The sequence below is a fragment of the uncultured Friedmanniella sp. genome (assembly GCF_964244005.1).
Taxonomy (GTDB): Bacteria; Actinomycetota; Actinomycetes; order Propionibacteriales; family Propionibacteriaceae; genus Microlunatus.
The window spans coordinates 1-24,040 of the sequence record NZ_CAXTHG010000038.1; the positions used below are offsets into that span (position 1 = coordinate 1).

General features: G+C 71.8%; 19 protein-coding genes and 1 tRNA gene. 14 read left to right on the plus strand and 6 right to left on the minus strand.

Annotated elements, in window-relative coordinates; genetic code table 11:
* Positions 1–49 precede the first annotated feature (49 nt).
* Positions 50–1,369, minus strand: a complete 1,320-nt coding sequence (locus tag ACFE76_RS18450; protein WP_375433248.1) for a glycosyltransferase — start codon at positions 1,367–1,369, stop codon at positions 50–52.
* Between the two features lie 56 nt (positions 1,370–1,425).
* The gene (locus ACFE76_RS18455) at positions 1,426–3,723 is read right to left on the minus strand and encodes a glycoside hydrolase domain-containing protein (protein WP_375433249.1); all 2,298 of its coding nucleotides are present in this window, start codon (positions 3,721–3,723) and stop codon (positions 1,426–1,428) included.
* 283 nt (positions 3,724–4,006) lie between these two features.
* On the opposite strand from ACFE76_RS18455, the gene ACFE76_RS18460 reads away from it, so the two are divergent.
* From ACFE76_RS18460 to ACFE76_RS18505, 10 genes are all read left to right on the plus strand, one after another.
* Positions 4,007–4,330: an antibiotic biosynthesis monooxygenase family protein gene (locus ACFE76_RS18460; RefSeq protein ID WP_375433250.1), complete on the plus strand. Its 324-nt coding sequence runs from the start codon at positions 4,007–4,009 to the stop codon at positions 4,328–4,330.
* A gap of 111 nt (positions 4,331–4,441) precedes the next feature.
* Positions 4,442–6,706, plus strand: a complete 2,265-nt coding sequence (locus ACFE76_RS18465) for a glycoside hydrolase family 3 C-terminal domain-containing protein (protein WP_375433251.1) — start codon at positions 4,442–4,444, stop codon at positions 6,704–6,706.
* A 146-nt stretch (positions 6,707–6,852) separates the two neighbouring features.
* The gene (locus ACFE76_RS18470) at positions 6,853–8,256 is read left to right on the plus strand and encodes a glycine--tRNA ligase (protein ID WP_375433252.1); all 1,404 of its coding nucleotides are present in this window, start codon (positions 6,853–6,855) and stop codon (positions 8,254–8,256) included.
* Positions 8,250–9,443: a tRNA dihydrouridine synthase DusB gene (dusB, locus tag ACFE76_RS18475; protein ID WP_375433253.1), complete on the plus strand. Its 1,194-nt coding sequence runs from the start codon at positions 8,250–8,252 to the stop codon at positions 9,441–9,443. The genes ACFE76_RS18470 and dusB overlap by 7 nt, the downstream gene beginning before the upstream one ends.
* Positions 9,444–9,489: 46 nt before the next feature.
* On the plus strand, positions 9,490–10,596 hold the full coding sequence (locus ACFE76_RS18480) for an HD domain-containing protein (protein ID WP_375433254.1): 1,107 nt from the start codon (positions 9,490–9,492) through the stop codon (positions 10,594–10,596).
* Positions 10,597–10,677: 81 nt separating this feature from the next.
* Positions 10,678–12,873: an alpha-galactosidase gene (locus ACFE76_RS18485; RefSeq protein WP_375433255.1), complete on the plus strand. Its 2,196-nt coding sequence runs from the start codon at positions 10,678–10,680 to the stop codon at positions 12,871–12,873.
* Positions 12,874–12,973: 100 nt separating this feature from the next.
* Positions 12,974–13,450 carry a hypothetical protein gene (locus ACFE76_RS18490; protein WP_375433256.1) on the plus strand — a complete coding sequence of 159 codons (477 nt, stop codon included), beginning with the start codon at positions 12,974–12,976 and terminating at the stop codon, positions 13,448–13,450.
* 93 nt (positions 13,451–13,543) lie between these two features.
* A complete protein-coding gene (locus ACFE76_RS18495; RefSeq protein ID WP_375433257.1) occupies positions 13,544–13,708 on the plus strand; it encodes a hypothetical protein in 165 nt (54 codons plus the stop codon).
* Positions 13,701–14,159, plus strand: a complete 459-nt coding sequence (locus tag ACFE76_RS18500; RefSeq protein WP_375433258.1) for a hypothetical protein — start codon at positions 13,701–13,703, stop codon at positions 14,157–14,159. Before ACFE76_RS18495 ends, ACFE76_RS18500 begins: the two co-directional genes overlap by 8 nt.
* The gene (locus ACFE76_RS18505) at positions 14,156–15,115 is read left to right on the plus strand and encodes a hypothetical protein (protein ID WP_375433259.1); all 960 of its coding nucleotides are present in this window, start codon (positions 14,156–14,158) and stop codon (positions 15,113–15,115) included. The genes ACFE76_RS18500 and ACFE76_RS18505 overlap by 4 nt, the downstream gene beginning before the upstream one ends.
* On the opposite strand, the gene ACFE76_RS18510 is transcribed toward ACFE76_RS18505, so the two are convergent.
* A complete protein-coding gene (locus ACFE76_RS18510; RefSeq protein ID WP_375433260.1) occupies positions 15,002–15,445 on the minus strand; it encodes a thiol-disulfide oxidoreductase DCC family protein in 444 nt (147 codons plus the stop codon). The genes ACFE76_RS18505 and ACFE76_RS18510 overlap by 114 nt on opposite strands.
* 53 nt (positions 15,446–15,498) lie before the next feature.
* Between ACFE76_RS18510 and dnaG the strand changes: the two genes are divergently transcribed.
* Positions 15,499–17,364 carry a DNA primase gene (gene dnaG, locus ACFE76_RS18515; protein ID WP_375433261.1) on the plus strand — a complete coding sequence of 622 codons (1,866 nt, stop codon included), beginning with the start codon at positions 15,499–15,501 and terminating at the stop codon, positions 17,362–17,364.
* A gap of 18 nt (positions 17,365–17,382) precedes the next feature.
* On the opposite strand, the gene ACFE76_RS18520 is transcribed toward dnaG, so the two are convergent.
* Positions 17,383–17,523 carry a hypothetical protein gene (locus tag ACFE76_RS18520; protein ID WP_375433262.1) on the minus strand — a complete coding sequence of 47 codons (141 nt, stop codon included), beginning with the start codon at positions 17,521–17,523 and terminating at the stop codon, positions 17,383–17,385.
* Between the two features lie 500 nt (positions 17,524–18,023).
* Between ACFE76_RS18520 and ACFE76_RS18525 the strand changes: the two genes are divergently transcribed.
* From ACFE76_RS18525 to ACFE76_RS18535, 3 genes are all read left to right on the plus strand, one after another.
* Positions 18,024–18,875 carry a sigma-70 family RNA polymerase sigma factor gene (locus tag ACFE76_RS18525; protein WP_375433263.1) on the plus strand — a complete coding sequence of 284 codons (852 nt, stop codon included), beginning with the start codon at positions 18,024–18,026 and terminating at the stop codon, positions 18,873–18,875.
* Complete coding sequence (locus tag ACFE76_RS18530; protein WP_375433264.1) at positions 18,857–19,411, plus strand: hypothetical protein; 555 nt, start codon at positions 18,857–18,859, stop codon at positions 19,409–19,411. The genes ACFE76_RS18525 and ACFE76_RS18530 overlap by 19 nt, the downstream gene beginning before the upstream one ends.
* 64 nt (positions 19,412–19,475) lie before the next feature.
* Positions 19,476–19,548, plus strand: a tRNA-Asn gene (locus tag ACFE76_RS18535).
* A gap of 41 nt (positions 19,549–19,589) precedes the next feature.
* On the opposite strand, the gene ACFE76_RS18540 is transcribed toward ACFE76_RS18535, so the two are convergent.
* Both ACFE76_RS18540 and ACFE76_RS18545 read right to left on the minus strand, forming a co-directional pair.
* Positions 19,590–22,430 carry a S8 family serine peptidase gene (locus ACFE76_RS18540; protein WP_375433265.1) on the minus strand — a complete coding sequence of 947 codons (2,841 nt, stop codon included), beginning with the start codon at positions 22,428–22,430 and terminating at the stop codon, positions 19,590–19,592.
* A 167-nt stretch (positions 22,431–22,597) separates the two neighbouring features.
* Positions 22,598–24,028, minus strand: a complete 1,431-nt coding sequence (locus tag ACFE76_RS18545) for a trehalose-6-phosphate synthase (RefSeq protein WP_375433266.1) — start codon at positions 24,026–24,028, stop codon at positions 22,598–22,600.
* Positions 24,029–24,040 lie beyond the last annotated feature (12 nt).

The window sequence follows — 24,040 nt, forward strand, 5'->3', positions numbered from 1 at the left end:
AAAGCGTGTTCACCGGCTCCTCCTTTCGACGGAGGCGCGCGATCCGGCTCTAGAGCGTGCTCAGCGCGCCCACCGCCGCGGTCTCGGGGCTGAGCCGGGCGATCAGCCGGTCGAAGACGCGGCCGCGGTCGAACTGCAGCGCGTGCTCGCGGGCCCGCAGCTCCATCGCCTCCCGCTCGTGCTCGGGCAGGCTGAGGGCCTCGTCCAGGGCGGCGGCGATCGCGGCCGGGTCCTCGACGGGCACGATCAGGGCGGTGTCGCCAACGGCCTCGCCGATGCCGCCGGTGTCGGTGGTGATCAGCGGACCGCCGCCGGCCAGCATCTTTTCCACCAGGGCGATCCCGAAGGTCTCGACGAACTCGGGCCGCGGCTTGCTCGGCAGCACGAAGGCAGCGCTGCCGGCCATCAGGTACGGCTTCTCCTCGTCGTCGACGTCGTCGAGGAAGACGATCCGAGATGCGACCGACGAGGCGGCGGCCACCCGGCGGAGGTGTCCCGCCTCGGGTCCGTTGCCGGCGATGACCAGGGTCAGCCCGGCGGCCCGCTCGCTGGTGGCGAAGCCGGCGATCAGCTCGTCCACGCCCTTGGCGTTCGCCAGCCGCGACAGGAACAACACGTAGCCGTTGCGGTGCAGCCCGCGGTGCTCCAGGGTGGCGGCAAACCGGTCGAGGTCCAGCGTCAGGTAGTCGGCGGTGTTGATCGCCGGGTAGGAGATCTGCACCCGCTTGCGGCACTCGGCGGCGAAGCGGGTGCCGTGGATGGCGTCGAGCTCCTCAGCCGAAGAGATGATCAGCTGGCGGGTGTACTCCGATACCGCGACCGGCACGTCGCTGCCGAGGTAGGCGGTGAGGACGTGCGCGGCCGCCCCGAAGCGGCCCTCGTCGGCACAGTGGCGGACGACGTTGGTCACGTCGGAGCCGACCGCTTCGGCGATGGTGGTCACGTTGACCGGCAGACCGGTCGCGCGGGCGACCCGGACCGCGTCCGAGACCGCGATGGTGTGCGGACTCAGGTAGAGCGACATGCAGACCGTCGGCACGCCGTCGGTGAAGAGCTCCACCAACCGGCCGATCAGGCCCGCCAGATAGCGGCCGTCGGGCACCTTGTAGTCCCCGACCGGCGCGGGCCGTTCCACCTCGATGCCCACGCTGTACGGGGTCACCCCGTCCAGCGGCTTCAGCGGCAGGCCGGTCTCGACCAGCCGGTCGAGCGGCCAGGTCACGATCCGCACCTCGGTGAAGCCGCGCTCCAGGGCGGCCTCGGCGAGGTTGCGGGCCTCACCGGAGTGCCCGCAGATCACCGGGTCCGCCCGGACCACGATCACGAGTCGGCGGCGGGGCTGGGGGACGTGACGTCCTCGTCGGTTCATGCTCCGGCCTTTCTGCTGGCCCGGTCGGTCTGACCGGGCGGGGGTCGGGTGGTGGCTCACGCTGGTGGGGAGGGGGAGGGGGAGGGGGAGGGGATCGGGTCAGGCGGGCTGACCGACGGCGGCCGGGTGGTGGTGCCCCAGCCGGACGGCTCCGGGCCGAGGTCGATCAGCAGCCGGCCGCCGCGGTGCAGCTCGCGGGCACTGATCCAGCTCTGCGTCACGGGCGTGCCGTTGAAGGTGACCGACTGGACGTACTGCACCGGGCCGCCCGCGTGCGGCTCGACGAAGCCGCTGGTCTCGATCGCCAGCTCTTCGCCTCCGAGGTCCATCCGGGCCTCGGAGAACGAGGGGGCGTTGACCAGGTAGAGCGACTGGCCGGCGATCGGGAACAGCCCGAGCGAGGCCCAGACGTACCAGGAGCTCAAGCCCCCGGAGTCGTCGTTGCCGGGTAGCCCGCCGCGTCCCAGGCCGAACTGGCCGTGGACGGCGGCGTGCACCACCTCGGCGGTGCGGTCGGGCCGGCCGACGTAGTGGTAGGCCCAGGGGACCTCCATGTCGGGTTCGTTGTTGAGACCCTCGAAGCGGTTCAGCCCGTAGCCGGCGAGCAGCTCGGCCACGCTGGGTCGGACGCCCACCTGCTGCACCGGCTCCGCGCCGTAGCCGAAAAACGCGTCGAGCAGCGCGAGGAACGCGTCGTCGCCACCGGCGAGGTCGACCCGGGCCTGCATGTCGTGGAGCACCCGGAACGAGTAGTTCCACTTGCCGCCCTCGTAGAAGGAGGAGTCGACCAGCAGCCCCGACTCGGCGTCGAACGCGTTCCGCCACTGGGTGGCGAGCGCCTCGCACTGGGTGGCGAGCTGCAGGTCGCCGACGTAACGGGCGACCAGCGCGGTGCAGTGGTAGCCGAAGGCCAGGTCGAGGGTGTGGGTGACCGGGTGGGCGACGCCGCGTAGCAGGTACTCCTCGCCGTACCCACGGCGGAGATCGAGGTCCATGTGCACCAGCGCCCAGTCCCAGTCGACCTCGGTGACCCCGAGCTGACAGAGGTCGGCCAGGAACGTCTGAGCCAAGGCGCTGCCCTGGCGGGAGAAGCGGTCGGCGCCCTTGGCCATCCGGTAGCCGATCGGCAGGTTGCCCTCCTCCTCGCTGACGTTGAGCAGAGCGTTCGCGAGCTCGACCGCTCGCTCGGGGAACAGCGCGGTGATCAGCGGCAGCTGGGTGCGGTAGATGTCCCACATCGTGCAGAGGTCGAAGACGAACGACCCGTCGGTCGGCCAGAACGGGCTCTCGTCGGCGGCGAAGCACGGCTTGATCAGGGAGTGGTACAGCGCGGTGGCGAACACCCGTTGCCGGTCGACCGACGGGGTCTCCACGCGGATCTTGCTCAGGTGCTGGCGCCAACGAGCCGAGGTCTCGGCGTGCCGGGCGTCGAACGAGGTCGAGGTGACGGCGGTCCCCGTGAGGGCGGCTCCGACGACGGTCGGCAGGTTCGCGGTCGTGGCGGTGGCCCCGCAGTCGGCGACCAGGTTGGCCTTGGCCTGCTCGACGCCGCGCAACGAGAAGCCGAACCGCAGCTCGATCACCCGGCCCGGCTCGGCCTTGCCGCGCCACATCAGCCCGAAGGGACGCAGCGTGGTCGGCCGGATCCGGTCAAAGTCCAGTCGGGTACCGCCGGGCATCAGCCGCCGGTCGTACCAGAGCAGCTGGCGCCAGTCGCCGACGTCGCACTCGAGGTGCACCGCCAGTGGGGCTCCCTCGACCACGATCTCGGCCTGGGCGACCCCGGGGGCGAGCGCCTCGAGGTGAGCGCGCAGCGGCACCGTGGTCCCGTACGGGATGCCGAGCCCGCCGGCGGAGAAGTCGATCACCAGCCGCGCGTCCTTGTGGGCGGGGAAGGTGTAGCGGTGCACCGCGCTCTTGGGTCCGACCGTCAGCTCGGCCCGGATGCCGGAGCTGAGGGTGGCGGCGTAGTAGCCGGGCTCGGCCCGCTCGTCGCGCAGGTCCCACTGCTGGCCGAGACTGTCGAGCGGCTCGATCATCGGGGTGACGCGGAAGTAGTTGTAGTACTTGCGGATCGCGCCGGTGCCCGACTGCTGGAAGTGGGTGAAGCCGGACGCGAGCTGGCGGTCGTGCAGCTGCGGCGGGACGCCCTCGGTGTTCAGCTCGTACAGGCCGTAGCCGGTCGGGTAGGCGCCGGAGTAGGCGCAGGCCGAAACCATGCCGAAGGGGTAGGTGGCCCCGGGATGGGTGTTGCCGACCTGCGGCTTGGGCCACCACCAGGTCGCGGCGAGCCCGGTCTGAGGCGGCAGATCGGTCGCAGAGGTTCCGACGAAGGGGTCGACGTGCTCGATCATCGGTCCTCCTGCCGGGCTGGTCGAGATGGTGGGTGCGTGAGCTCAGCTGCGTCCGACAGGTCGGCTCGTGGCAGAACGCTAAGGGCGCCAGATGTCGTCCGTGTGTCGCGAGGTTGAGAAGTGCCTGAGACTATGTCTTCCCGCCCGACCCCACGAACGCCTCCCGAGCCTGTCGAGGGCCCCGAAGGGGTTGCGCTGGCTCTTGCTGACGGAACCCCGCAACCTCTTCGAGGCCTTCGACAAGCTCAGGGCGCGTTTCCTACGAGCAAGCGATACTGACCTCGTGATCGTGCTCAGCAGGTTCCGCGTCCCTCCGGAGGCGGAGGACCGCTTCCGAGACCAGGCTGAGGCGGCGATCGCCGTGCTCCGGCGCCGGGATGGTCTGCTGTCGCTGGACTTCGGGCGCAACCTCGACGAGCCGGAGCTGTGGACCATCACCACCCGCTGGGCCGACGTGGGGTCATACCGGCGGGCGCTCAGCGGGATCGAGTCCAAGTCGGTGGTGGTGCCGCTGCTCTCGCTCGCGGTCGATGAGCCCTCGGCGTACGAGAGTCCCGAGCTGGTGGGGGAGAACTGGGCCCGCGGGGCGCCTGCGCCGGGCTGGTGAGACAGCGCGCCACTAGAGCCAGAACGCGAAAACCCCTACGGTGGGATGAAGTCGATGCCGACCTTGCGCTCGGCGTCGACCTCCTGCTTGAACCTGACCTGAGGGGACGCGATGCTTGACATCGACCGACTGCTGACCGAGCTGACACTGGCGGAGAAGGCGTCGCTGACCAGCGGTTCCGCCTTCTGGTACACCGCGCCGGTGGAACGGCTGGGGATCCCCAGGATCATGGTCTCCGACGGTCCGCACGGCCTGCGCGCCCAACCGGGCGACAGCGACCACCTCGGGCTGGGCGGGTCGTTGCCGGCGACCTGCTTCCCGACGGCCTCGGCGATCGCCTCGGCCTGGGACCCGGCGCTGCTGACGCGGATCGGTGAGGCGCTGGCCCAGGAGGCCCGGGCGTGCAACCTGTCGGTGATCCTCGGCCCGGGCATCAACATGAAGCGGTCCCCGCTCTGCGGTCGCAACTTCGAGTACTTCTCCGAGGACCCCTTCCTGGCCGGCGAGCTCGCCGTCGGGATCGTGCACGGCATCCAGTCACGCGGCGTCGGGACCTCGGTCAAGCACTACGCCGCCAACAACCAGGAGACCGACCGGCTCCGCGTCGACGCCCGGGTCGACGAGCGGACCCTGCGCGAGATCTACCTGCCCGCCTTCGAACGGGTCGTGCGCGCTGAGCAGCCGTGGACGATCATGTGCTCCTACAACAAGGTCAACGGGCAGTCGGCCTCGGAGAACCCGTGGCTGCTCCAGACGGTGCTGCGCGACGAGTTCGGCTTCGAGGGCCTGGTCGTGTCGGACTGGGGCGCGGTCTACCACCGGGTGCCCGCACTGCTGGCGGGTACGGACCTGGAGATGCCGCCCGCGCTGGGCCGCAGCCCCGAGCAGGTGATCGCGGCCGTCGAGGCCGGCGAGGTGCCGCTGGCGGTGCTGGACCAGCGGGTCCGGACGGTGCTGGAGCTGGTGGCCAAGGGCATGCCCGTGCTCGAGCTGGACGAGTCGTACGACCCCGACGCCCACCACGCACTGGCCCGCGAGGCGGCCGCCGCGTCGGTGGTGCTGCTGAAGAACGACGGCCTGCTACCGCTGCCCGCGACAGGGTCGGTTGCGGTCGTCGGCGAGTTCGCCCGCACCCCGCGCTACCAGGGCGCCGGCTCCTCGCAGGTCACCCCGACCCGCCTGGACGCCCTGCTGGACGAGCTGCGGGCGGTCTACGGCGACGTACCCTTCGCGCCCGGCTACACCGTCGGTGAGCCCGGCGACGACGCTGAGGTCGAGACTGGGCTGGTCGCCGAGGCGGAACGGGTGGCCGGCGCCGCTGACACGGTCGTGGTGGTGATCGGGCTGCCGGGGGCGGACGAGTCCGAGGGCTTCGACCGGACGCACCTCGACCTGCCGGCTGACCAGCGATCCTTGCTGGCCGCGGTCGCGGCCGTGAACCCCAACGTCGCTGTCGTCCTGGTCAACGGCTCGTCGGTGGTGCTCGGGGAGGTCACGCCGCACGCGAGGGCCCTGGTGGAGGCCTGGCTCGGCGGCCAGGCCGCCGGCGGCGGGATCGTCGACGTGCTCAGCGGCGCGGTGAACCCCTCCGGCCGGCTCGCCGAGACCATCCCGCACCGGCTCGAGGACAACTCCTCATATCTGAACTTCCCGGGCGACTCCCAGGTCGTCCACTACGGCGAGGGGCTGTTCATCGGCTACCGCGGCTACGACCAGTCCGCGCAGGACGTCGCGTTCCCGTTCGGGTTCGGGCTGTCCTACACCACCTTTGCGATGGCGGACCTGACGGTCAGCAGCCGCGGGTCGGTCGCCGAGGGGACCCTGGCGGCCACGGTCACGGTGACCGTCACGAACACCGGCGACCGGGCCGGGGCCGAGGTCGTGCAGCTCTACGTCTCCGACGTCGAGTCCAGCGTCGCCCGCCCCGTCCGCGAGCTCAAAGGCTTCGCCAAGGTCACGCTGGAGGCTGGGGCCTCGCAGCGGGTGAGCATCGAGCTCGACCAGCGTGCGTTCGCCTTCTGGTCGATCCGGCACGGTCGCTGGGCCGTTGAGGAGGGTGACTTCCGGGTGGAGGTCGGGTCGAGCTCGCGGGACCTGCCGCTCACCGCGACCGTCTACGTCGCCGCGCCGCGGCTGGCCGAGCCCCTCAGCCGCGACTCGACACTGCAGGAGTGGATGAGCGATCCGGTCGGACGTGACCTGGTCGAGCGCCAGGTCAAGGACGGCCAGCCCGCGACCGTGCTCGAGGACGAGCTGCTCGAGGTGATCGGCACGATGCCGATGAGCACCCTGGCCAACTTCGCCGGGATGAGCCTCGACCACGACGCCCTCGACCAGATCGCCGCCGAGTGGCAGCGGCAGACCAAGGCGGGCTGAGCCGGTCCGCCCGGGCCGCGCTCACGTGAGGTGATCGGCCGGGACTCGTTAGGCTGGGGTGGCTGTCTCCGCGTCCAGGAGGCGACACCTCCGCCATCCCAGCCGGGGATCGGCGCGCCCGTCATGCAGCTTGGAGTAGTCAAACCGTGGCCCCGACCAGTACCGCCCAGAACCGTCTCGACAGCGTCATCAGCCTGTGCAAGCGACGGGGCTTCGTGTTTCCGTCCGGGGAGATCTACGGGGGCACGCGTTCCGCCTGGGACTACGGGCCGCTCGGGGTCGAGCTGAAGGAGAACATCAAGCGTCAGTGGTGGCGCTCGATGGTCACGAGCCGCGACGACGTCGTCGGCCTCGACTCCTCGGTCATCCTGCCGACGCCGGTCTGGGCGGCCTCGGGCCACCTCAAGGCGTTCGTCGACCCGCTGGTGGAGTGCCTGAGCTGTCACAAGCGCTTCCGCGCCGACCACCTGCAGGAGGAGTACGCCGAGCGCAAGGGGCTGCCCGACCCCGACGCGGTGGCGCTGACCGAGGTCCCCTGCCCGCACTGCGGCACCCGCGGCCAGTACACCGAGCCGCGGATGTTCAACGGCCTGCTCTCGACCTACCTCGGCGTGGTCGAGGACGAGTCGGGCCGGCACTACCTGCGGCCCGAGACCGCGCAGGGCATCTTCGTCAACTTCGCGAACGTCGTGCAGACCAGCCGCAAGAAGCCGCCGTTCGGCATCGGCCAGGTCGGCAAGTCGTTCCGCAACGAGATCACCCCCGGCAACTTCATCTTCCGTACCCGCGAGTTCGAGCAGATGGAGATGGAGTTCTTCGTGGTGCCGGGCACCGACGAGGAGTGGCACCAGCTCTGGATCGACGAGCGGACCCGCTGGTACACCGGGCTCGGCATTGCCGCAGACAACCTGCGGCACTTCGAGCACCCGCAGGAAAAGCTCTCGCACTACTCCAAGCGGACCGTGGACATCGAGTACCGGTTCGGTTTCGCCGGTAGCGAGTGGGGTGAGCTGGAAGGCGTCGCCAACCGGACCGACTTCGACCTCCGGACCCACAGCGAGCACTCGGGCACCGACCTGTCCTACTTCGACCAGGCGAGCGGCGAGCGCTACCTGCCGTACGTGATCGAGCCGGCCGCCGGTCTGACCCGGTCGCTGATGGCCTTCCTGATCGAGGCCTACACCGAGGACGAGGCCCCCAACACCAAGGGCGGGGTCGACAAGCGGACCGTGCTCAAGCTCGACCCGCGGCTCGCGCCGGTCAAGGTCGCCGTGTTGCCGCTGTCTCGTAACGAGGCGCTGTCGCCGAAGGCCCGCGGCCTGGCCACCGCCCTGCGCCAACACTGGAACGTCGACTTCGACGACGCCCAGGCGATCGGTCGCCGCTACCGTCGCCAGGACGAGATCGGCACCCCGTACTGCCTGACCGTCGACTTCGAGACCCTCGAGGACGACGCCGTCACCGTCCGCGAGCGCGACAGCATGTCGCAGGAACGCGTCTCGCTCAGCCAGGTGGAGGCCTACCTCGGGGCCCGGCTCCTCGGATGCTGACCGCATCACGCGTCCTGAGCTTGTCGAAGGCCTCGTCAGAGGTTGCGCTTCCTGGACCTCCGACGGGTCTGAGGATCGGCCGGATCGAGGTGCCGACACCGGTGGTGCTCGCCCCGATGGCTGGCGTGACCAACGCGGCGTACCGGCAGCTGTGCCGGGAGCAGGGCGCCGGACTGTACGTCTGCGAGATGATCACCAGCCGCGGCGTGGTCGCGCGGGACCGGAAAACCCTGCAGATGCTGCAGTTCGACCCGGGTGAGAGGGTCCGGTCGGTGCAGCTGTACGGGGTGCACCCGATGATCATGGCCCAGGCCACGGAGATCTTGATCACCGAGCACGGGGTCGGGCACGTGGACCTCAACTTCGGCTGCCCGGTGCCCAAGGTGACGCGCAAGGGCGGCGGCGCAGCCCTGCCGTACAAGCGGGACCGGCTGAAGATGATCTTGGACGCGACGGTCGCGGCCGCGAGCCCGTACGGCGTCCCGGTGACGATCAAGACCCGGATCGGGATCGATGATGATCATCAGACCTACCTCGATGCGGGCCGGATCGCTGAGCAGGCAGGGATTGCGGCGATCGCCCTGCACGGCCGCACGGCCCAGCAGGCCTATTCGGGCGTCGCCGACTGGACGGCCATCGCTGCCCTCAAGGCGCACGTCTCGATCCCGGTGCTCGGCAACGGCGACATCTGGGAGGCGTCCGACGCGTTGGCGATGGTGGCCGAGACCGGAGCTGACGGCGTCGTGGTCGGCCGCGGCTGCCTCGGCCGGCCGTGGCTGTTCCGCGACCTGGCCGACGCCTTCGCGGGCCGGGCGACCCGGACGCTCCCGGACCTCGGCGAGGTGGCGGCGATGATCCGTCGGCACGCCGAGCTGTTGGTCGGACTGAGCGACGAGCGGTACGGCTGCACTGAGCTCCGCAAGCACATGGCCTGGTACCTGAAGGGTTTCCCGGTGGGTAGCGAGATCCGCCGCGGCCTGGGCCTGATCAGCTCCCTCGCCGACCTGGACGCCCAGCTCGCCCGGCTCGACCCGAGCGCTCCCTACCCGGTGTCTGAGCTCGGCAGCCCGCGCGGCCGCCAGGGCGCCCCCAAGGACAAGGTGTCGCTGCCCGAGCACTGGCTCGAGGACACCTCCGGCGCCGACCTCGACCTGGCGGACGCCGAGCTGGGCGTCTCGGGTGGCTGAGGGCGCCGGGGGGCCGTCACCGCGAGCCCGAGCCTGGGCCGGCACCATGACCGGGTACGGCGACGGCGACCTGGTGCGCGCCCACGCGGGCTCGCGGGCCGAGGTCGGTCCGGGGCCGCTGGTGGGCCGCGAGCTGCGGGAGCAGCGCGAGCACGAGCTGCTGCGGCCGGGTGCGACCCTGGCCCGCGGCGCCGGGCACCGCGCGGTGCCCGAGGCCCCCGACGTGGAACGGACCTGCTTCGAGCGGGACCGGGACCGGATCGTGCACTCGACGGCCTTCCGCCGGCTGGCGGGCAAGACCCAGGTCGTCGTCTATCCCAGCGACCACCAGCGAACCCGGCTCACCCACGCCCTCGAGGTCGCCCAGGTCGCCACCTCCATCGCCCGGGGGGCCGGGGTGAACGTCAGCCTGACCGAGGCGATCGCGCTCGGCCACGACTGCGGCCACGGCCCCGGCGGGCACGCCAGCGAGGACGCGTTCGACACCTTCCTGCCCGAGGGCTACGACCACGGACCCTGGGGGGCCGACGTCGTGCTGACCGGGCTCAACCTGTGCGCCGAGACCCTCGACGGCATCCGCAACCACTCCTGGTCGCGGCCGGCGCCGCGGACGGTGGAGGGCGAGATCGTCAGCTGGGCCGACCGGATCGCCTACTGCGCCCACGACCTCGAGGACGCCGTGCACGCCGGCATCGTCGCCGCCGGTGACCTGCCCGCCGAGGTCGCCGAGGTCGCCGGACGCAACCGGCGCGAGCAGCTGGGCACCTTCGTCCGCGCGGTGGTCCGCGGGATCGCCGAACACGGCGAGGTCGGCATGCCCGCAGCGCAGGCGTCCGCGCTCGGCGTCCTGCGTGCCTTCAACTACGAGCGGATCTACGTCCGCCCGGAGTCCCTTGCCCAGTCGCAGGCCGTCGTCGAGGTGCTGCGGGCCCTGGTCGAGTTCTACGTCAGCCAGCCCGAGACGCTGCCGCTGACCGAAGGGCCGACCGCAGCCGACGACCCGGTCCGGGCGGCGGTCACCTACGTCGCCGGGATGACCGACCGCTACGCCTTCGACATGGCCGTGCACCACCTCGACTGGCCCGCGGACCGGCTGCCGCCCGGGATCGGTGGCGAGCACGGCCTCCGTGAGCCGAGGTCCAGCGCTCGGTAGGCTGAGGCGTTCTCGGTCCGCGAGGGCCGTCCAGCTCGAAGAACCCGGATCCACAACAAACTAGCTCGAAGAAGAGGCATCGTGGCCAACCCCGCCAACGTGTACGTCGTGCTGCGCGCGGAAGGGGTGTGCGCCGTCCTGGACGTCGCCGACGGCCGGTTGCCGGCCCTCGCCCACTGGGGGCCGGACCTCGGGGTGCAGAGCCTCGACGAGGTCGTCGCCCTGGTCCAGGGCGGCTACACCCACGCCGACAACAACCAGGTGGACGAGACCATCCGGGTGGCGCTGCTGCCCGAGCACTGGACCGGCTGGGTCGGGCGACCGGGACTGAGCGGCTCCCGCGGCGGCGCTGACTGGTCGCCCCGCTTCACCTCCACCGCGGTCCGGCTGGAAGGGAACGCGGTCGAGGGCGCCGCCGACGGCCCCACTCTGGTCGAGGCGAGTACGGCCGCGGTCGAGGTCGACGCGGAGGACACCGCCGCCGGTCTGGCGTTGACTCTCACCGTCGAGCTCACCGCGGGCGGACTGCTGCGCAGCCGGGCTCGGGTCACCAACACCGGCGCGGACGCGTACCAGCTCGACGACCTCGTACTGGCGTACCCGGTGCCGACCGTCGCGCGCGAGATCCTCGACTTCGCGGGGCGCTGGGGCAAGGAGCGGACGCCGCACCGCAGCCCGCTCACCGTCGGCCAGCACGTCCGCGAGGGCCGCAAGGGCCGGACCGGACCGGACGCCGCGACCGTGCTGCACCTGGGCACACCCGGCTTCGGCTTCGCCGAGGGCGAGATCTGGGCGGTGCACACCGCGTGGAGCGGCAACCACACCCACTACGCCGAGCGGGTCTTCACCGGCCACCAGCTGATCGGCGGCGGCGAGCTGCTGCTGCCCGGTGAGGTGCGCCTGGCCCCCGGGGAGTCCTACACCTCGCCGTGGCTGTACGGCTCGTACGGGCGCGGGCTGGACGAGGTCGCCCACCGCTTCCACCGTTACCTGCGCTCGCGGCCGCAGCACCCTGACCGCGACCGCCCGGTCACCCTGAACGTCTGGGAGGCGGTGTACTTCGACCACGACCTCGAACGGCTGCTGGACCTGGCCGAACGAGCCGCCGTGCTCGGTGTCGAGCGCTACGTCCTCGACGACGGCTGGTTCGGGGCCCGGCGCAACGACCTCGCCGGGCTGGGCGACTGGACCGTGTCGCCCGACGTGTGGCCCGAGGGCCTGCACCCGCTCATCGACCGGGTGCGCGAGCTCGGGATGGAGTTCGGGCTCTGGTTCGAGCCCGAGATGGTCAACCCCGACTCCGACGTGGCCCGCGCCCATCCGGAGTGGATCATGGCCACCGGCGACCGGTGGCCGGTCGAGTCCCGTCAGCAGCAGGTGATCAACCTCGGCATCCCCGAGTGCTACGTCTACATCCGCGACGCCATCCTGGCCATCCTCGACGAGTACGCCATCGGCTACATCAAGTGGGACCACAACCGCGACCTGATCGACGCCGGTACGGCGCCGAGCGGCCGGCCGGGCGTGCACGAGCAGACGCTGGCCTTCTACCGGCTGCTGGACGAGATCAAGGCGGCTCACCCCGGCCTCGAGATCGAGTCCTGCTCCTCCGGCGGCGCCCGGGTCGACCTTGAGGTGCTGCAGCGGACCGAACGGGTCTGGGTGTCGGACTGCATCGACCCGCTGGAACGGCAGGAGATGCACCGCTGGACGACCCAGCTGATCCCGCCGGAGATGATGGGCGCCCACATCGCGTCCGGCCGCTCCCACACCACCGGTCGGGTGCACGACCTTTCCTTCCGCGCGGCGACGGCCGTCTTCGGCCACCTGGGCATCGAGTGGGACCTGGCCCAGGCGAGTCCCGAGGAGCTGACGGAGCTGGGGGAGTGGATCGCCTTCTACCGGGGGAACCGACAGCTGCTGCTCGGCGCTGACGTGGTTCGGCTCGACTTCCCCGACGACGCCCTGATCGCGAACGGCGTGGTGGCGCCTGACCGATCGGCCGCCATCTTTGCCTTCGCCTCGGTGGCGCGGTCCGCGGTCGCCTCGCTCGGCCGGTTGCGGTTCCCGGGGCTGGACCCGACGCGGCGCTACCGGGTCGTCCCGCTGGACGTGGGGGCGACCCCGAGCGGACTCCACCCGCCCGCCTGGTGGGACGCCGACGGTCCGCGGTCGGGGGTCGTGCTGAACGGGGCCGTGCTCGCCTCGGCCGGGCTGACCGCCGCCAGCGTCGACCCCGACCATGCGGTGCTCTACCGGCTGGACGCGGTCGACTGAGCGGGGGCGCTATTTCCTGCGTGCGAACCTCTGGCGGGTCGGCCCCGGCCGCACGATAGTGAGCCTCGGTATTCATGTCCCCCGACACCGAGGAGTGATCGTGAGAAGAGTTCTGGCCCTCGCCATCGCCAGTGCGCTGCTGTTCTGCGGACTGGCCGGCTCGAGCGCGACAGCGACGCCCGGCAAAGGCACTACGCCGACGAACGACACGACCGGCACCCTCGCCGGCCCGACCACAGCCGCTCAGGACGGTGTCACGCTCAGGACCCAGGGCGCGACCAAGGTGCGTAGCTTCACCCTCACCTACGGCGCCGGCGCGTACTCCGGCTGGCACCAGCACCCGGGGATCGTCGTGGCGACGGTGGTCTCCGGCACCATCGTCCAGCAGGTCGGTTGCCGCGAGCGCCACACCTGGACGGCCGGGCAGTCGTTCACCGAGGTGGCCCCGCACTACGTCCGGAACTTCTACCGGACCGGCGACCCGGACGCCGTGCCCGCCGTATTGGCCATCACCCAGATCTACCCCGCCGACGCCGCCGCGGTACGCGAGGACCTACCGGCTCCGTCCTGCAGCTGAGGTCGATATCGAGTAGAGAACGGCCGCGACTATGCGGCCGTCCTCTACTCGATGTTGCCCAGCGGTCTCGGCGGACGGCCGTACGATGACCCGGTGAGCAGCACGCTGGCCGGCCCGGTGCGCGAGGTCGACCTGGCGTACGGCCGCGGCCGCCGCAGCGCCTGCATCCTGATCTGCGACATCACCCGGCCGGTCCCCAACGGGCGGTTGCTGCGACCGCTGATCACGGCCCTGCTGGCGGCGGAGACGAGTGTCTGAGGTCCGCATCCGGCCGATCAGCCGGGCCGGGCTGGTCTGGCGGGTGGCCCTCACCCTGGTCGTGGCGGGGCTGTTGCTGAACGGCTCGTTGCGGATGAGCGACGACGTCTGGCCGTTCGGACCGATGTCGCAGTACGCGTTCTCCCCGCCCGCCAACGACACCGTGGTGATCACCCGGGTCGAGGGGCTGCTGGCCGACGGTCGCCGGATCGACCTGCCGCTGCGGGACGGTTCGGTCGGGATCGGCCGCGCCGAGGTCGAGGCGCGGATCCCCGCCATCGAGGCCGACCCGTCGTTGCTCCAGTCCATCACCGACGGCTGGACGTCTCGGCACCGAGACGAGCCCGCCCTGCAGCGGGTCTGGCTCGTCCAGGACGAGACCCAGCTGGTGCAGGGGCGCCGAGGCGCGACCGAGCTGCACGAGCTGGCCACCTGGACGGTGCCCCGGTGAGCACCCTGCTGCCCTCACGTTCGCAGAGCCCGTCGACGGGCGCGCGCATCGTCGGCTGGTTCGCCCCGGTGATGCCCGAGGCGCGCCTCGCCGTGTTCCGGACGGCGGTCTACCTGTTCGTCGTGCTCGACATCAACGCCTTCGTCCGGGACCCGATCCCGCTCAGCCGCCACCCCGAGCTCTACGCCCCGCTGACGGTCGAACGGCTCTTCGCGCTGCCGCCACCGAGCGTGCCGCTCACCGTCACGCTGTACGTGGTGCTGGTGGTCGGGTCGCTGGTCGCCGCCGCCAACCGGCTGCCTCGGCTGGCGGGCTGGGTGGTCGCGGCCGCGTTCACGTGGTGGACGGCGATCGGGATGAGCTACGGCAAGGTCGACCACGACCACATGGCGCTGGTGATCGCGCTCTGGCTGCTGCCCACCGTCGGTCCGGTCCGGGACCGCTGGCGCAGCCGGGACGCGTCCGCCCAGGCCGGCTGGGTGCTCAAGGTCGTCCAGATCGCGGTGATGAGCACCTATTTCCTGTCGGCGCTGACCAAGATCCGCAGCGGCGGCTGGAGCCTGACCTCGTGGCCGGAGAGCTTCATCCTCACCTGGGCGATCGTCCGCCGGCCGCATGGGCTCGGCCAGTTCCTGCTGCCCTTCCCAGGCCTCTTGCACGTCATGCAGTGGTTCGCCTTCGCCGCCGAGCTGACGTCGTGGGTGGTGCTGTGGCTCCGCGGCCGAGCCCTGCTCGCGGCCGCCCTGTTCTGGATGGGCTTCCACGTCTTCACCCTCGCGATCCTGTACATCCACTTCGCGCCGACCCTGGTCTGCTGGCTGGCCTTCGCGCCGCTGGAGCGGCTAGTGCCGTGGGGTAGCGGGGTGCGAGCCCGGCGGCGTCAGCGCGCAGGCGGGCGTCCCGCCGGGCATCTGGTCGCGGTGCCGGGCGACGAACCGGTAGACCAGCGCGGCTAGCGACCGGACGCCCGGGGCGGTCATCGCCTGACCGACCAGGCCGTACGGCCCGCCGCGGAAGCGCAGCCACGCCGCGAACGCCGCTGCTCCACCGCTGACGGCGCCGTCCGGCGTCACCCACAGCACCTCGGTCTGCGCCCGTTCCGCGGTCGCACCGAGGGCGGCCAGGTCGGTGAACTGCCAGGGCACCAGGTGGGCGTCCGGACCGCCTGGCCGGTGCAGCCGGCCAGCGACCCACTGGGCGCTCGTCGTACAGAACGCGCAGTCCCCGTCGAAGACCAGCCAGGGCACGGTCCGGGGGTTCGTGGTCGTCGGAGGCAGGTTGTCCACAACCCCAGCGTAGGCGGCGGGCCCGGTCGGCGGAGCGGCGTAAACTCAGCGGCGTGGCGGGCCGGATCAACGACGACGACGTCGTCGCCGTCCGTGAGCGGGCCAAGATCGAACAGGTCGTCGGCGCGTACGTGGCGCTGCGGAACGCCGGCGGCGGGTCGCTCAAAGGCCTGTGCCCGTTCCACGACGAGAAGACGCCGAGCTTCCAGGTCACCCCGTCCCGCGGCTTCTACTACTGCTTCGGGTGCGGCGAGGGCGGCGACGTCATCAGCTTCGTGCAGCGGGTCGACAACCTGAGCTTTGCCGAGACGGTCGAGCGGCTGGCCGACCAGGTCGGCATCCAGCTCCGCTACACCGACGACTCCGGCCCCCGGCCCGAGCCGGGGATGCGGCTACGGCTGATGGAGGCCCACCTCGCCGCCGCCGAGTTCTACGCCGAGCAGCTGGCCAGCCCTGACGCCCTGGTGGGCCGGCAGTTCCTGGCCGAACGCGGCTTCGACCGTGCGGCCGCGGAGCTGTTCGGCGTCGGTTTCGCGCCGCGGGGCGGCCGGGTGCTGTCGGCCCACCTGCGCGGCCGCGGCTTCACCGACCGCGAGCTGGTGGCGGGCGGGCTCGTCCGCGAGTCGGGCTACGACTTCTTCCAGAGCCGGCTGCTGTGGCCGATCCGCGACTCCGGCCGTCAGGTGATCGGCTTCGGCGCCCGGCGGCTGTTCGACGACGACCGGATGCCGGCCAAGTACCTGAACACCCCGGAGACCCCGCTCTACAAGAAGTCTCACGTCCTCTACGGGCTCGACCTGGCCCGGCAGCCGATTGGTCGCAAGAGCCAGGCCGTGGTCGTCGAGGGCTACACCGACGTGATGGCGGCGCACCTCGCCGGCGTGGACACCGCGGTCGCCTCCTGCGGCACGGCGTTCGGCGACGACCACGCCAAGCTGCTCCGGCGGCTGATGGGCGACCACGACGCCTTCCGCGGCGAGGTGATCTTCACCTTCGACGGGGACGCGGCCGGCCAGGCGGCCGCGCTCAAGGTGTTCTCCGGTGACCAGAACTTCGTCGCCCAGACCTACGTGGCCATCGAGCCGACCGGCCTCGACCCCTGCGACCTGCGGTTGCAGCACGGCGACGCCGCCGTCCGCGAGCTGGTCGGCCGGCGGGTGCCGCTGTACCGGTTCGTGATGACCAACGTCTTGTCCAAGCACGACCTCGACCGGGCTGACGGCCGGTTGTCGGCGCTGCGGGAGGCTGCCCCGCTGGTGGCGAGCATCCGCGACAAGGTGATGGTCGAGCGGTACGTGCGCGAGCTGGCCAAGCTGCTCGGCAACGAGGACTTCGAGGAGATCCGGACCGAGGTGCTGCGGGCCGCCAGCCGTTCCAGCCGGAGGGCCGCCGAGCCGGTCCCGGAGCCGACCGAGCAGCGTCCCGCCCGTGCGGTGCTACCGGACCCGCACGACCGGCTGCTGGCCACGGAACGGGAGACGGCCAAGCTGTTGATCCAGGCCCCGGACCTGTTCCGGCCGGGCTGGGACGGCATCAGCAGCAGCGACTTCACCCACCCTGCGTACGCGGCGGTCTTCACCGCGGTCGAGAAGGCCGCCACCGAGGACGGCGGGACCGAGGACTGGGTGCACCGGATCACCGCCGCCGCCGAGCACGAGCAGCTCACGTCGTTGATCGTGTCGCTGGCCGTGGAGCCGTTGCCCGTGCAGGGGGCGGTGACCTCCCGCTTCGTGGTCGCGCACTCCGCCGGCCTGCAGCTGCTGACGGTGATGCGGGCCATCGCCGAGCTCAAGTCCAAGCTGCAGCGCACCAACCCGGTCGAGGCCCAGCAGAAGTACAACCAGATGTTCTCCGAGCTGGTCGTGCTCGAGGCCCGCCGGAAAAAGCTGCAGTCCCGCAGCCTCGGCGCCCTGGACTGACCCGCAGGGTAGGCGGACTCAGGGCGCGTTGCCCGGGTAACGCGTCCCGAGCTTGTCGAGGGCCCCGAAGGGGTTGCGCCAGCTCGTCCGAACAGTCAGCGCAACCTCTTCGAGGCCAACGACCAAGCTCAGGGCGCGGGTGGCTGAGACCGCGCGCATCTTCGGGATCCACTACGTGCCGCAGACGCTCCTTTGCTGACACGAAGATGGACAGTTGCGCCGGAAAGGTGGACTCGGTCCGCCTCTACGGGTGAACGAAAAATCTCGTGACCGACGCGGGTGTGTGTGCCGTGACCGCTGACCGATGCTCCGCAGATCGCCATTTCCAGGCTCACAGGCCTGAAAACGTCGGAGCGGGAGCATCCGTCAGCGGCTTCCTCGGCACTGTCGGCAAGGAACGGCCAACCGGTGAGCCCTTCGGACTCACCGTGCCGACCGGCGGCGCCCGCGCATCTTCGGCTCCCATGGCGCCACCCTCGCCCTCTTGCTCAGGGCGCGTTGCCCGGTTAACGCGTCCCGAGCTTGTCGAGGGCCCGAAGGGGTTGCGCTTCGTCCTACCGACGAGAGTGCGCTGTCCACAGCCTTCCGCGTGCTTGACGGTCATCCACAGCCGAGGCGGATCGGCCCTACGAGGGGCGATCGCGTCAGAGGCTGGAGACATGCCCGCGTACGCCCCCGCCCTGACCGCCGAACCGCTGCTCACCCCCGAGGAGGTGGTGCAGCTGGCCGGTCAAATCGAGGTGGGCGTCCTGGCCCGAGAAGCCCGGCGGCAAGGCTGTCCCACGGCGACGGCCGAGGAGCTGCGGGCCCTGGAGGAGCGGGGCGAACGCGCGTGGCAGCGGTTCGTCCGGGCCAACCTGCGGCTCGTGGCCATGGTCGCCCGCCAGTACGCGAACCGGACCCGGCTCAGCGAGGCCGACCTGTTCCAGGAGGGGTGCCTGGGCCTGATGATCGCGATCATGAGGTTCGACCACCGCCGCGGGCTGGCGTTCGCCACGTACGCGCTGGTGTGGATCCGCGCGTACGTGGGGTCGGCGAGCGCCCGTCGGCTGGGCGCCCTCAACCTGCCGGCCAGCCGGGCGGAGCAGCTGCGGGCGGCCCGCGGCGTCGAGGTCGAGCTCGGTCAGCGCCTCGGCCGGAACCCGACGGTAGCGGAGGTGGCCGCGGCGCTCGGCCGACCGGAACGGTGGACCGCGGCGCTGCTGGCCCACCGCGCACCGGAGCCGCTCGACGGCCTCGACGTCGAACGGTCGTGGGCGGCGCCGACGGCCGAGCCGGTCTCGGACTCCGAGGACGTCCGGGTGCTGCTGAGCCGGCTGGAATGGCCGGAACGCCAGGTCCTTGAGCTGCGGCTCGGCTTCACCAAGGCCGGCGTCTGCAGCCTGGCCGACACGTCGCGCCGGCTGTCGGTGTCGGTGGCCCGGGTACGGCGGCTGGAGGAGTGCGGGCTCGAGCGGCTCCGCGTCCTGTGCCGGCAAGAGACACTGGAGGTGTGCCTGGACCTGCGCTGACCTCCCGTTTCTCGCGCGCGCGCGGGCTGCCCCGGCCGGCCTACGACTCCTGGGTCGACTCGCTGAGCGCCGAACCGGGACGGTCGGCGCGCGTCCTGGCCTGGGCGCCGGTCCGGCCCCGAGACGGCGAAGACCAGTTCTGCATCGGCAGCCCCAGCGTGCTGTCGGCCGGCGGCGCGTCGGGCTGGGGTCACGTCGGCTGGCACGTGATCGAGCACGGCGGCTGGAACGCCGAGCTGCGCCAGCTGAGCTGGGCGCTGCTCGACGGTCACCGCGGTGCGGTCCAGGCCGACGACCCCGGCCGGTTGCCGGAGCTGTTCCGCGAGCGGGTCGAAGCGACCATCGTGGTCAAGCGGTACGTCTCGCTCGCCGGCGACCGCGGAGTCCTGGTCAGCGCCCGCCGTGACCTGGGTGCCGCCGGCACCATCTCCTGGCACACCCGGCTGACTCGCGGACTCAGCCTGGCCACCCCGGGCATCGCCGATGCGGTCGACCTGGCGCTGGCCGAGACCCGGGCCGAGTACGACCTCCGCTGACGCCTGGTCCCGGTAGGGCACCAGCCGATCGGCTGGTAATGTTTTCATCCGCGCCTCGGCGCGATCCCCTGTAGCTCAATTGGCAGAGCAGCCGGCTGTTAACCGGCAGGTTACTGGTTCGAGTCCAGTCGGGGGAGCAACCTCCGGCCAGCCTGACTGGCCGCAACACCGCGCCCGCTCAGCGCCTCGGCGCCGCGAACCCCCGGACGTGCAGCGAGACGGCGCGGATCGAGCCCACGTCGGCCGGGGCGGCGTCGCTCACCGAGAAGCGCCAGGTCCCGTCGGCGGACCGGCCGTCGAAGGCCGACAGTGGTTCGGTCGGCCGCCAGCTGCCCGTGAACGGCGCCTCCTCGGCCAGCACGGCCTGGATCGGCCGCGACGCGGCGTCGCTGAACACCGTCTGGCAGAAGTTGCGTCCCTGAGCGCCGACCCGGTTGAACACGCGGACGGCGGTACCGTCGGGAGCGGTCAGGGTGCCAGCCAGGTCGGCGTCGTAGGTGTGGTCGATACCGACCGTGGGGCTGCCCGGGTCGGTGCTGCAGGCGGACCCGTCGATCGAGAAGGTGAGGTCGCTGACCGGTCCCACGCCGCGTACCTCGATCGGCACGCTCGTGCCCGCGGGGTCGATGTCGGGGATGTCGGCCGGCGGTCCCGCGTACGTGCTGGTGACCATGGTCCTCGACGGTTCGCCGACGAGCAGCACCGAGTGCGCGACCTGCGGGCTGAACCCGCCCCGGAACGCCACCCGAGCGGTCAGCGCGACGTGTGACCCGGCCGGCAGCGAGGCCGGCGCCCGTACGGTGAAGGTCCGCGACGCGGAGCGGCCCACGCCGACGTTGTCCAAGCGTCGGACCGACGGCCCAACCCGCACCCCGGCCGTGGGGCTGGTGAGCCTGACCCGGACGTAGGTGGCAGTGACGTCGCCGGTGTTGCTCACCGGAACCGACACCCGGGCCCACTCGCCTGACTCGAGGTAGGCGTCGCCGTCGGTCGAGGTGACCACGACGGGGGCGGCCGCCTCGGCGTACGGCTGTCCGGTCGCCCGGACGGTCCGCAGCAGGGTCGGGGCGTCCACGACGCCGACGCCGGTGTCGCGGTCGGGGCCGCGGCGTTCCAGGTCGAGGGTGCTGCGGGCCAGCGCGCGGCGGATGGCGGCCGGTCTCAGCCCGGGATGGCCGGAGAGCGCGAGGGCCGCCAGCGCGGCCGCGTGCGGCGCCGCCGCCGACGTGCCGAAGAACGGTGCGAAGCCCGGGACGGAGGTCTGCACCCCGTCCGCGGCCGTGAGCCGTGGGGTCCGGCGCAGCACTCCGCCGGTGGAGCTGAGGTTGCCCGGCGTCAGCGGCCGGCCGGTCGGGGAGAAGAAGATCCGTCGGGGCCCGTCGGAGGTGAAGCGCTCGGAGAGCTGGGCGCGGGTGTACCGGCCGGGGTAGGGCCCGGCCGGCGACGCGGGGTCGCCAGGCTCGAGCTCGACGGGCAGCGGGGCCGCTGCCGGGACGGCCGCCACGCCCAGCGCGGCCGGCACCGTCGCGTGACCGCGCGTCGCGCCTGCGGTGGCGTACGCCTTCACGGTGCCGTCGCCGACGAAGCGGCCGCGGAGCGCCGAGAGCTGGAAGTAGCGGTCCGCGCCGGCGTACTTCACCACCACCAGCCGGGTCCCGCCCTCAACCAGGGGGTTCAAGAGAATCTCGGTCGGGTCGTCGTCGCCGTCCTGGCGGGCGTTGGAAAAGTCGACGACGTCGCCGGCCGGGTCGACCGCGTAGACGTCGTAGTCGTCGCGGGCGCGGCCGAGCGGGTCGGCCCACCAGAGCACCACCGGCACACCGGTCGACGCGGGTGACAGCGGGTCGACCAGCTGGACGCCGCGGCCCGGGTCGAAGTCGTGGGCGATACCGGCTTCGGCGCCCAGCGGCTGTCCAGACGACCGGAAGTCGCCCTCGTAGGTGCCGGACGTCTGGTCGTCGAGGTTCCCGTCGTTCCCGGCCGAGCTCAGGTAGAGGGCGCCGTCGTGGGTGACGTCGAGCACGGCTCGGGCGATCGGGCCGTCCTGGAAAGGCGACTCGGCAAAGTACAGGAAGTCGTCGACGATGACGTCGGCCCCGGCGGCCCGCAGTGCCCGGATGTTCGCGGCGAAGCGGTCAGCTCCGTCGGTGGCGGTGGCGAAGAGCAACCTCGCCTTGGGTGCGACGTCGTGCACGATCTCGAGCATCGCGGTGCCCTCGTCACCGGCGCCGGCGGTGCCGGGGAGAGCCCGGGTGCCGGCCGGCAGGTCGCCGGTCGCGATCGAGGTGGAGAGGGAGTCGACACCGTCGGACAGCACCCCGACGGTGACCCCGACGCCCGAGACGTGCCGCCGCGCGCGGGCGACGTCGGCGCCGTGCGTCCGGTCGCCCTCGGACACCACCGATCCTTGCGGGGTGGCGGCAGTGCTCGACCGGCGGCTCGTCGCGTTCGGGACCGCCACCGCTCCGGCCAGCCGCTGCTGCAGGACGGCGTCGCGCTGGCGCTTGTCGAGCGGAACAGGGTCGCCCACCCGACGTGACTGGGCGCCCGCGGCCACGGAGGAGATCCGGCGCACCTGCGACGACTGGCTCAGCGTGGTCGCAGCCACCAGCGGCAGATCGGCGCGGATCACCCCGTCCGCCACCGAGCTGTGGCGGATGACGCCGCCGAGGGACGTGACCCTGCCGACCAGGTCCGCCGTCACCGTCCCCCGGATGTCGACCGTGGTACGACCGGCGCGGTCCAGCGTCAACGGCGGAGCGACGGCCACGCCGCCGGGCAGCGTACGACCAGCCCTCAGCTGGACTGCGGTCAGCAGTGCGCTGTCGAGCTTGTTCTCGGCGGGGGTGCGGGCGGCCTTGGCGGCGGCGAGCGCCTCGATCTGGGCCCGGGCACGGACGGGGAGCCCACCGCCGGTCTCGGCGTGCGCGACGCCCGGTGACAGCGCCGCCGGGACGAGGCCGAGGGTGAGGGTGGCGGCCGAGACCACGGCGAGCAGCCGGGTTCGTCGCGCGCGCACGGGGGAGCGCAGGCTCATTGGGGGGACGTGCCTTTCCTCCGAACGTCGCGAGGCCTGCCTGGCCCCGCGACGGGTGTTGACCAGGACAGTAGCGCCTCTGGAGCTTCCACGAGCGCCGACCGCGCGGGCGGTCGGCGGCGACCCGGGTCTCGCCCCGGCGCTACCCCTCAGGGGGTCTGGGGGCGGGCCCGGGCGAGGTCGTCGAGGAACGCGCTCGCCCAGTGGTCGATGTCGTGCTCGGCCACCTGGCGTCGCATCACCCGCATCCGCCGCGCCTTGTTGCGGGCCGAGTCCTGCATCGCCTCGACGAGCTTGTCCTTCATCCCGTTGATGTCGTACGGGTTGACCAGGTACGCCTGCCGCAGCTCCCGCGCCGCGCCCGCGAACTCGCTCAGCACGAGCGCTCCGTCGTCGGCCTGGCGGCAGGCGACGTACTCCTTGGCCACCAGGTTCATCCCGTCCCGGAGCGGCGTCACGACCATCACGTCCGCCGCGCGGTAGAGCGCCGCCATCTCCTGCCGCGGATAGGAGGAGTGCAGATAGGTGATCGGCGGCCGGCCGATCCGGCCGATGTCGCCGTTGATCCGGCCGACCAGCCGGTCCAGGTCGTCGCGCAGCTGACGGTACTCCTCGACGCGTTCCCGCGACGGCGTCGCGACCTGCACGAAGGCCACCTCGTCCAGCGCGACCGCGCCGTCGTCGATCAGCTCGCCAAAGGCGCGCAACCGGGCCAGCAGCCCCTTGGTGTAGTCCAGCCGGTCGACGCCGAGGAAGAGCACCTTCGGGTTGCCGAGGTCGCGCCGGACCTCTGTCGCCCGTTCCGCGGTCGCGGGGGCCGCCGCCAGCTCGGCCAGGCCTGCGGTGTCGATCGAGATCGGATACGAGCGGGCCACGACGGTGCGCCCGTCGGCGGTCCGGATCTCGTCGCGGTAGGTCTCCTGGCGCAGCCGGGCACGGACCAGCCGCAGGAAGTTCTGGGCGCCGCCGGAGACCTGGAAGCCGACCAGGTCGGCGCCGAGCAGGCCCTCGAGGATCTTGTCGCGCCACGGCAGCTGCTGGAAGAGCTCGGTGGGCGGGAACGGGATGTGCAGGAAGAAGCCGATCCGCAGGTCCGGCCGCTGAGAGCGCAGCATCGCCGGCACCAGCTGCAGCTGGTAGTCCTGCACCCACACCACGGCGCCCTGCTCCGCCACCGCGGCGGTGGCGTCGGCGAAGCGCTGGTTGACCACCACGTACGCGTCCCACCACTCGCGGTGGAACTCCGGGGTGGCGATCACGTCGTGGTAGAGCGGCCACAGGGTGGCGTTGGAGAAGCCTTCGTAGTACTCCTCGACCTCGCTCGCCGACAGCGGCACCGGGACGAGCTGCAGGCCGTCGTTCTCGAACGGGGCGAGCTGCTCGTCCGGCGCGCCGTGCCAGCCCACCCAGGCCCCGTCGTGCCGGCGCATCACCGGCTCGAACGCGGTCACCAGGCCGCCGGGGGACGTACGCCAGTCGACGCTGCCGTCGGGGTGCTCCACCCGGTCGACGGGCAGCCGGTTGGCCACCACGACGAACGAGGCGGTCGAGCGGGGGACGGTCGGATCTGGCGAGCTCATGAGCCTCGTGTT

Coding starts and splice junctions, on each gene's coding strand:
- dusB (WP_375433253.1), top strand. CDS start 8,250: ATGCTGACCGCATCACGCGTCCTGAGCTTGTCGAAGGCCTCGTCAGAG.
- ACFE76_RS18465 (WP_375433251.1), top strand. CDS start 4,442: ATGCTTGACATCGACCGACTGCTGACCGAGCTGACACTGGCGGAGAAG.
- ACFE76_RS18455 (WP_375433249.1), bottom strand. CDS start 3,723: ATGATCGAGCACGTCGACCCCTTCGTCGGAACCTCTGCGACCGATCTG.
- ACFE76_RS18520 (WP_375433262.1), bottom strand. CDS start 17,523: ATGCGCGCGGTCTCAGCCACCCGCGCCCTGAGCTTGGTCGTTGGCCTC.
- ACFE76_RS18545 (WP_375433266.1), bottom strand. CDS start 24,028: ATGAGCTCGCCAGATCCGACCGTCCCCCGCTCGACCGCCTCGTTCGTC.
- ACFE76_RS18450 (WP_375433248.1), bottom strand. CDS start 1,369: ATGAACCGACGAGGACGTCACGTCCCCCAGCCCCGCCGCCGACTCGTG.
- ACFE76_RS18480 (WP_375433254.1), top strand. CDS start 9,490: ATGACCGGGTACGGCGACGGCGACCTGGTGCGCGCCCACGCGGGCTCG.
- ACFE76_RS18525 (WP_375433263.1), top strand. CDS start 18,024: ATGCCCGCGTACGCCCCCGCCCTGACCGCCGAACCGCTGCTCACCCCC.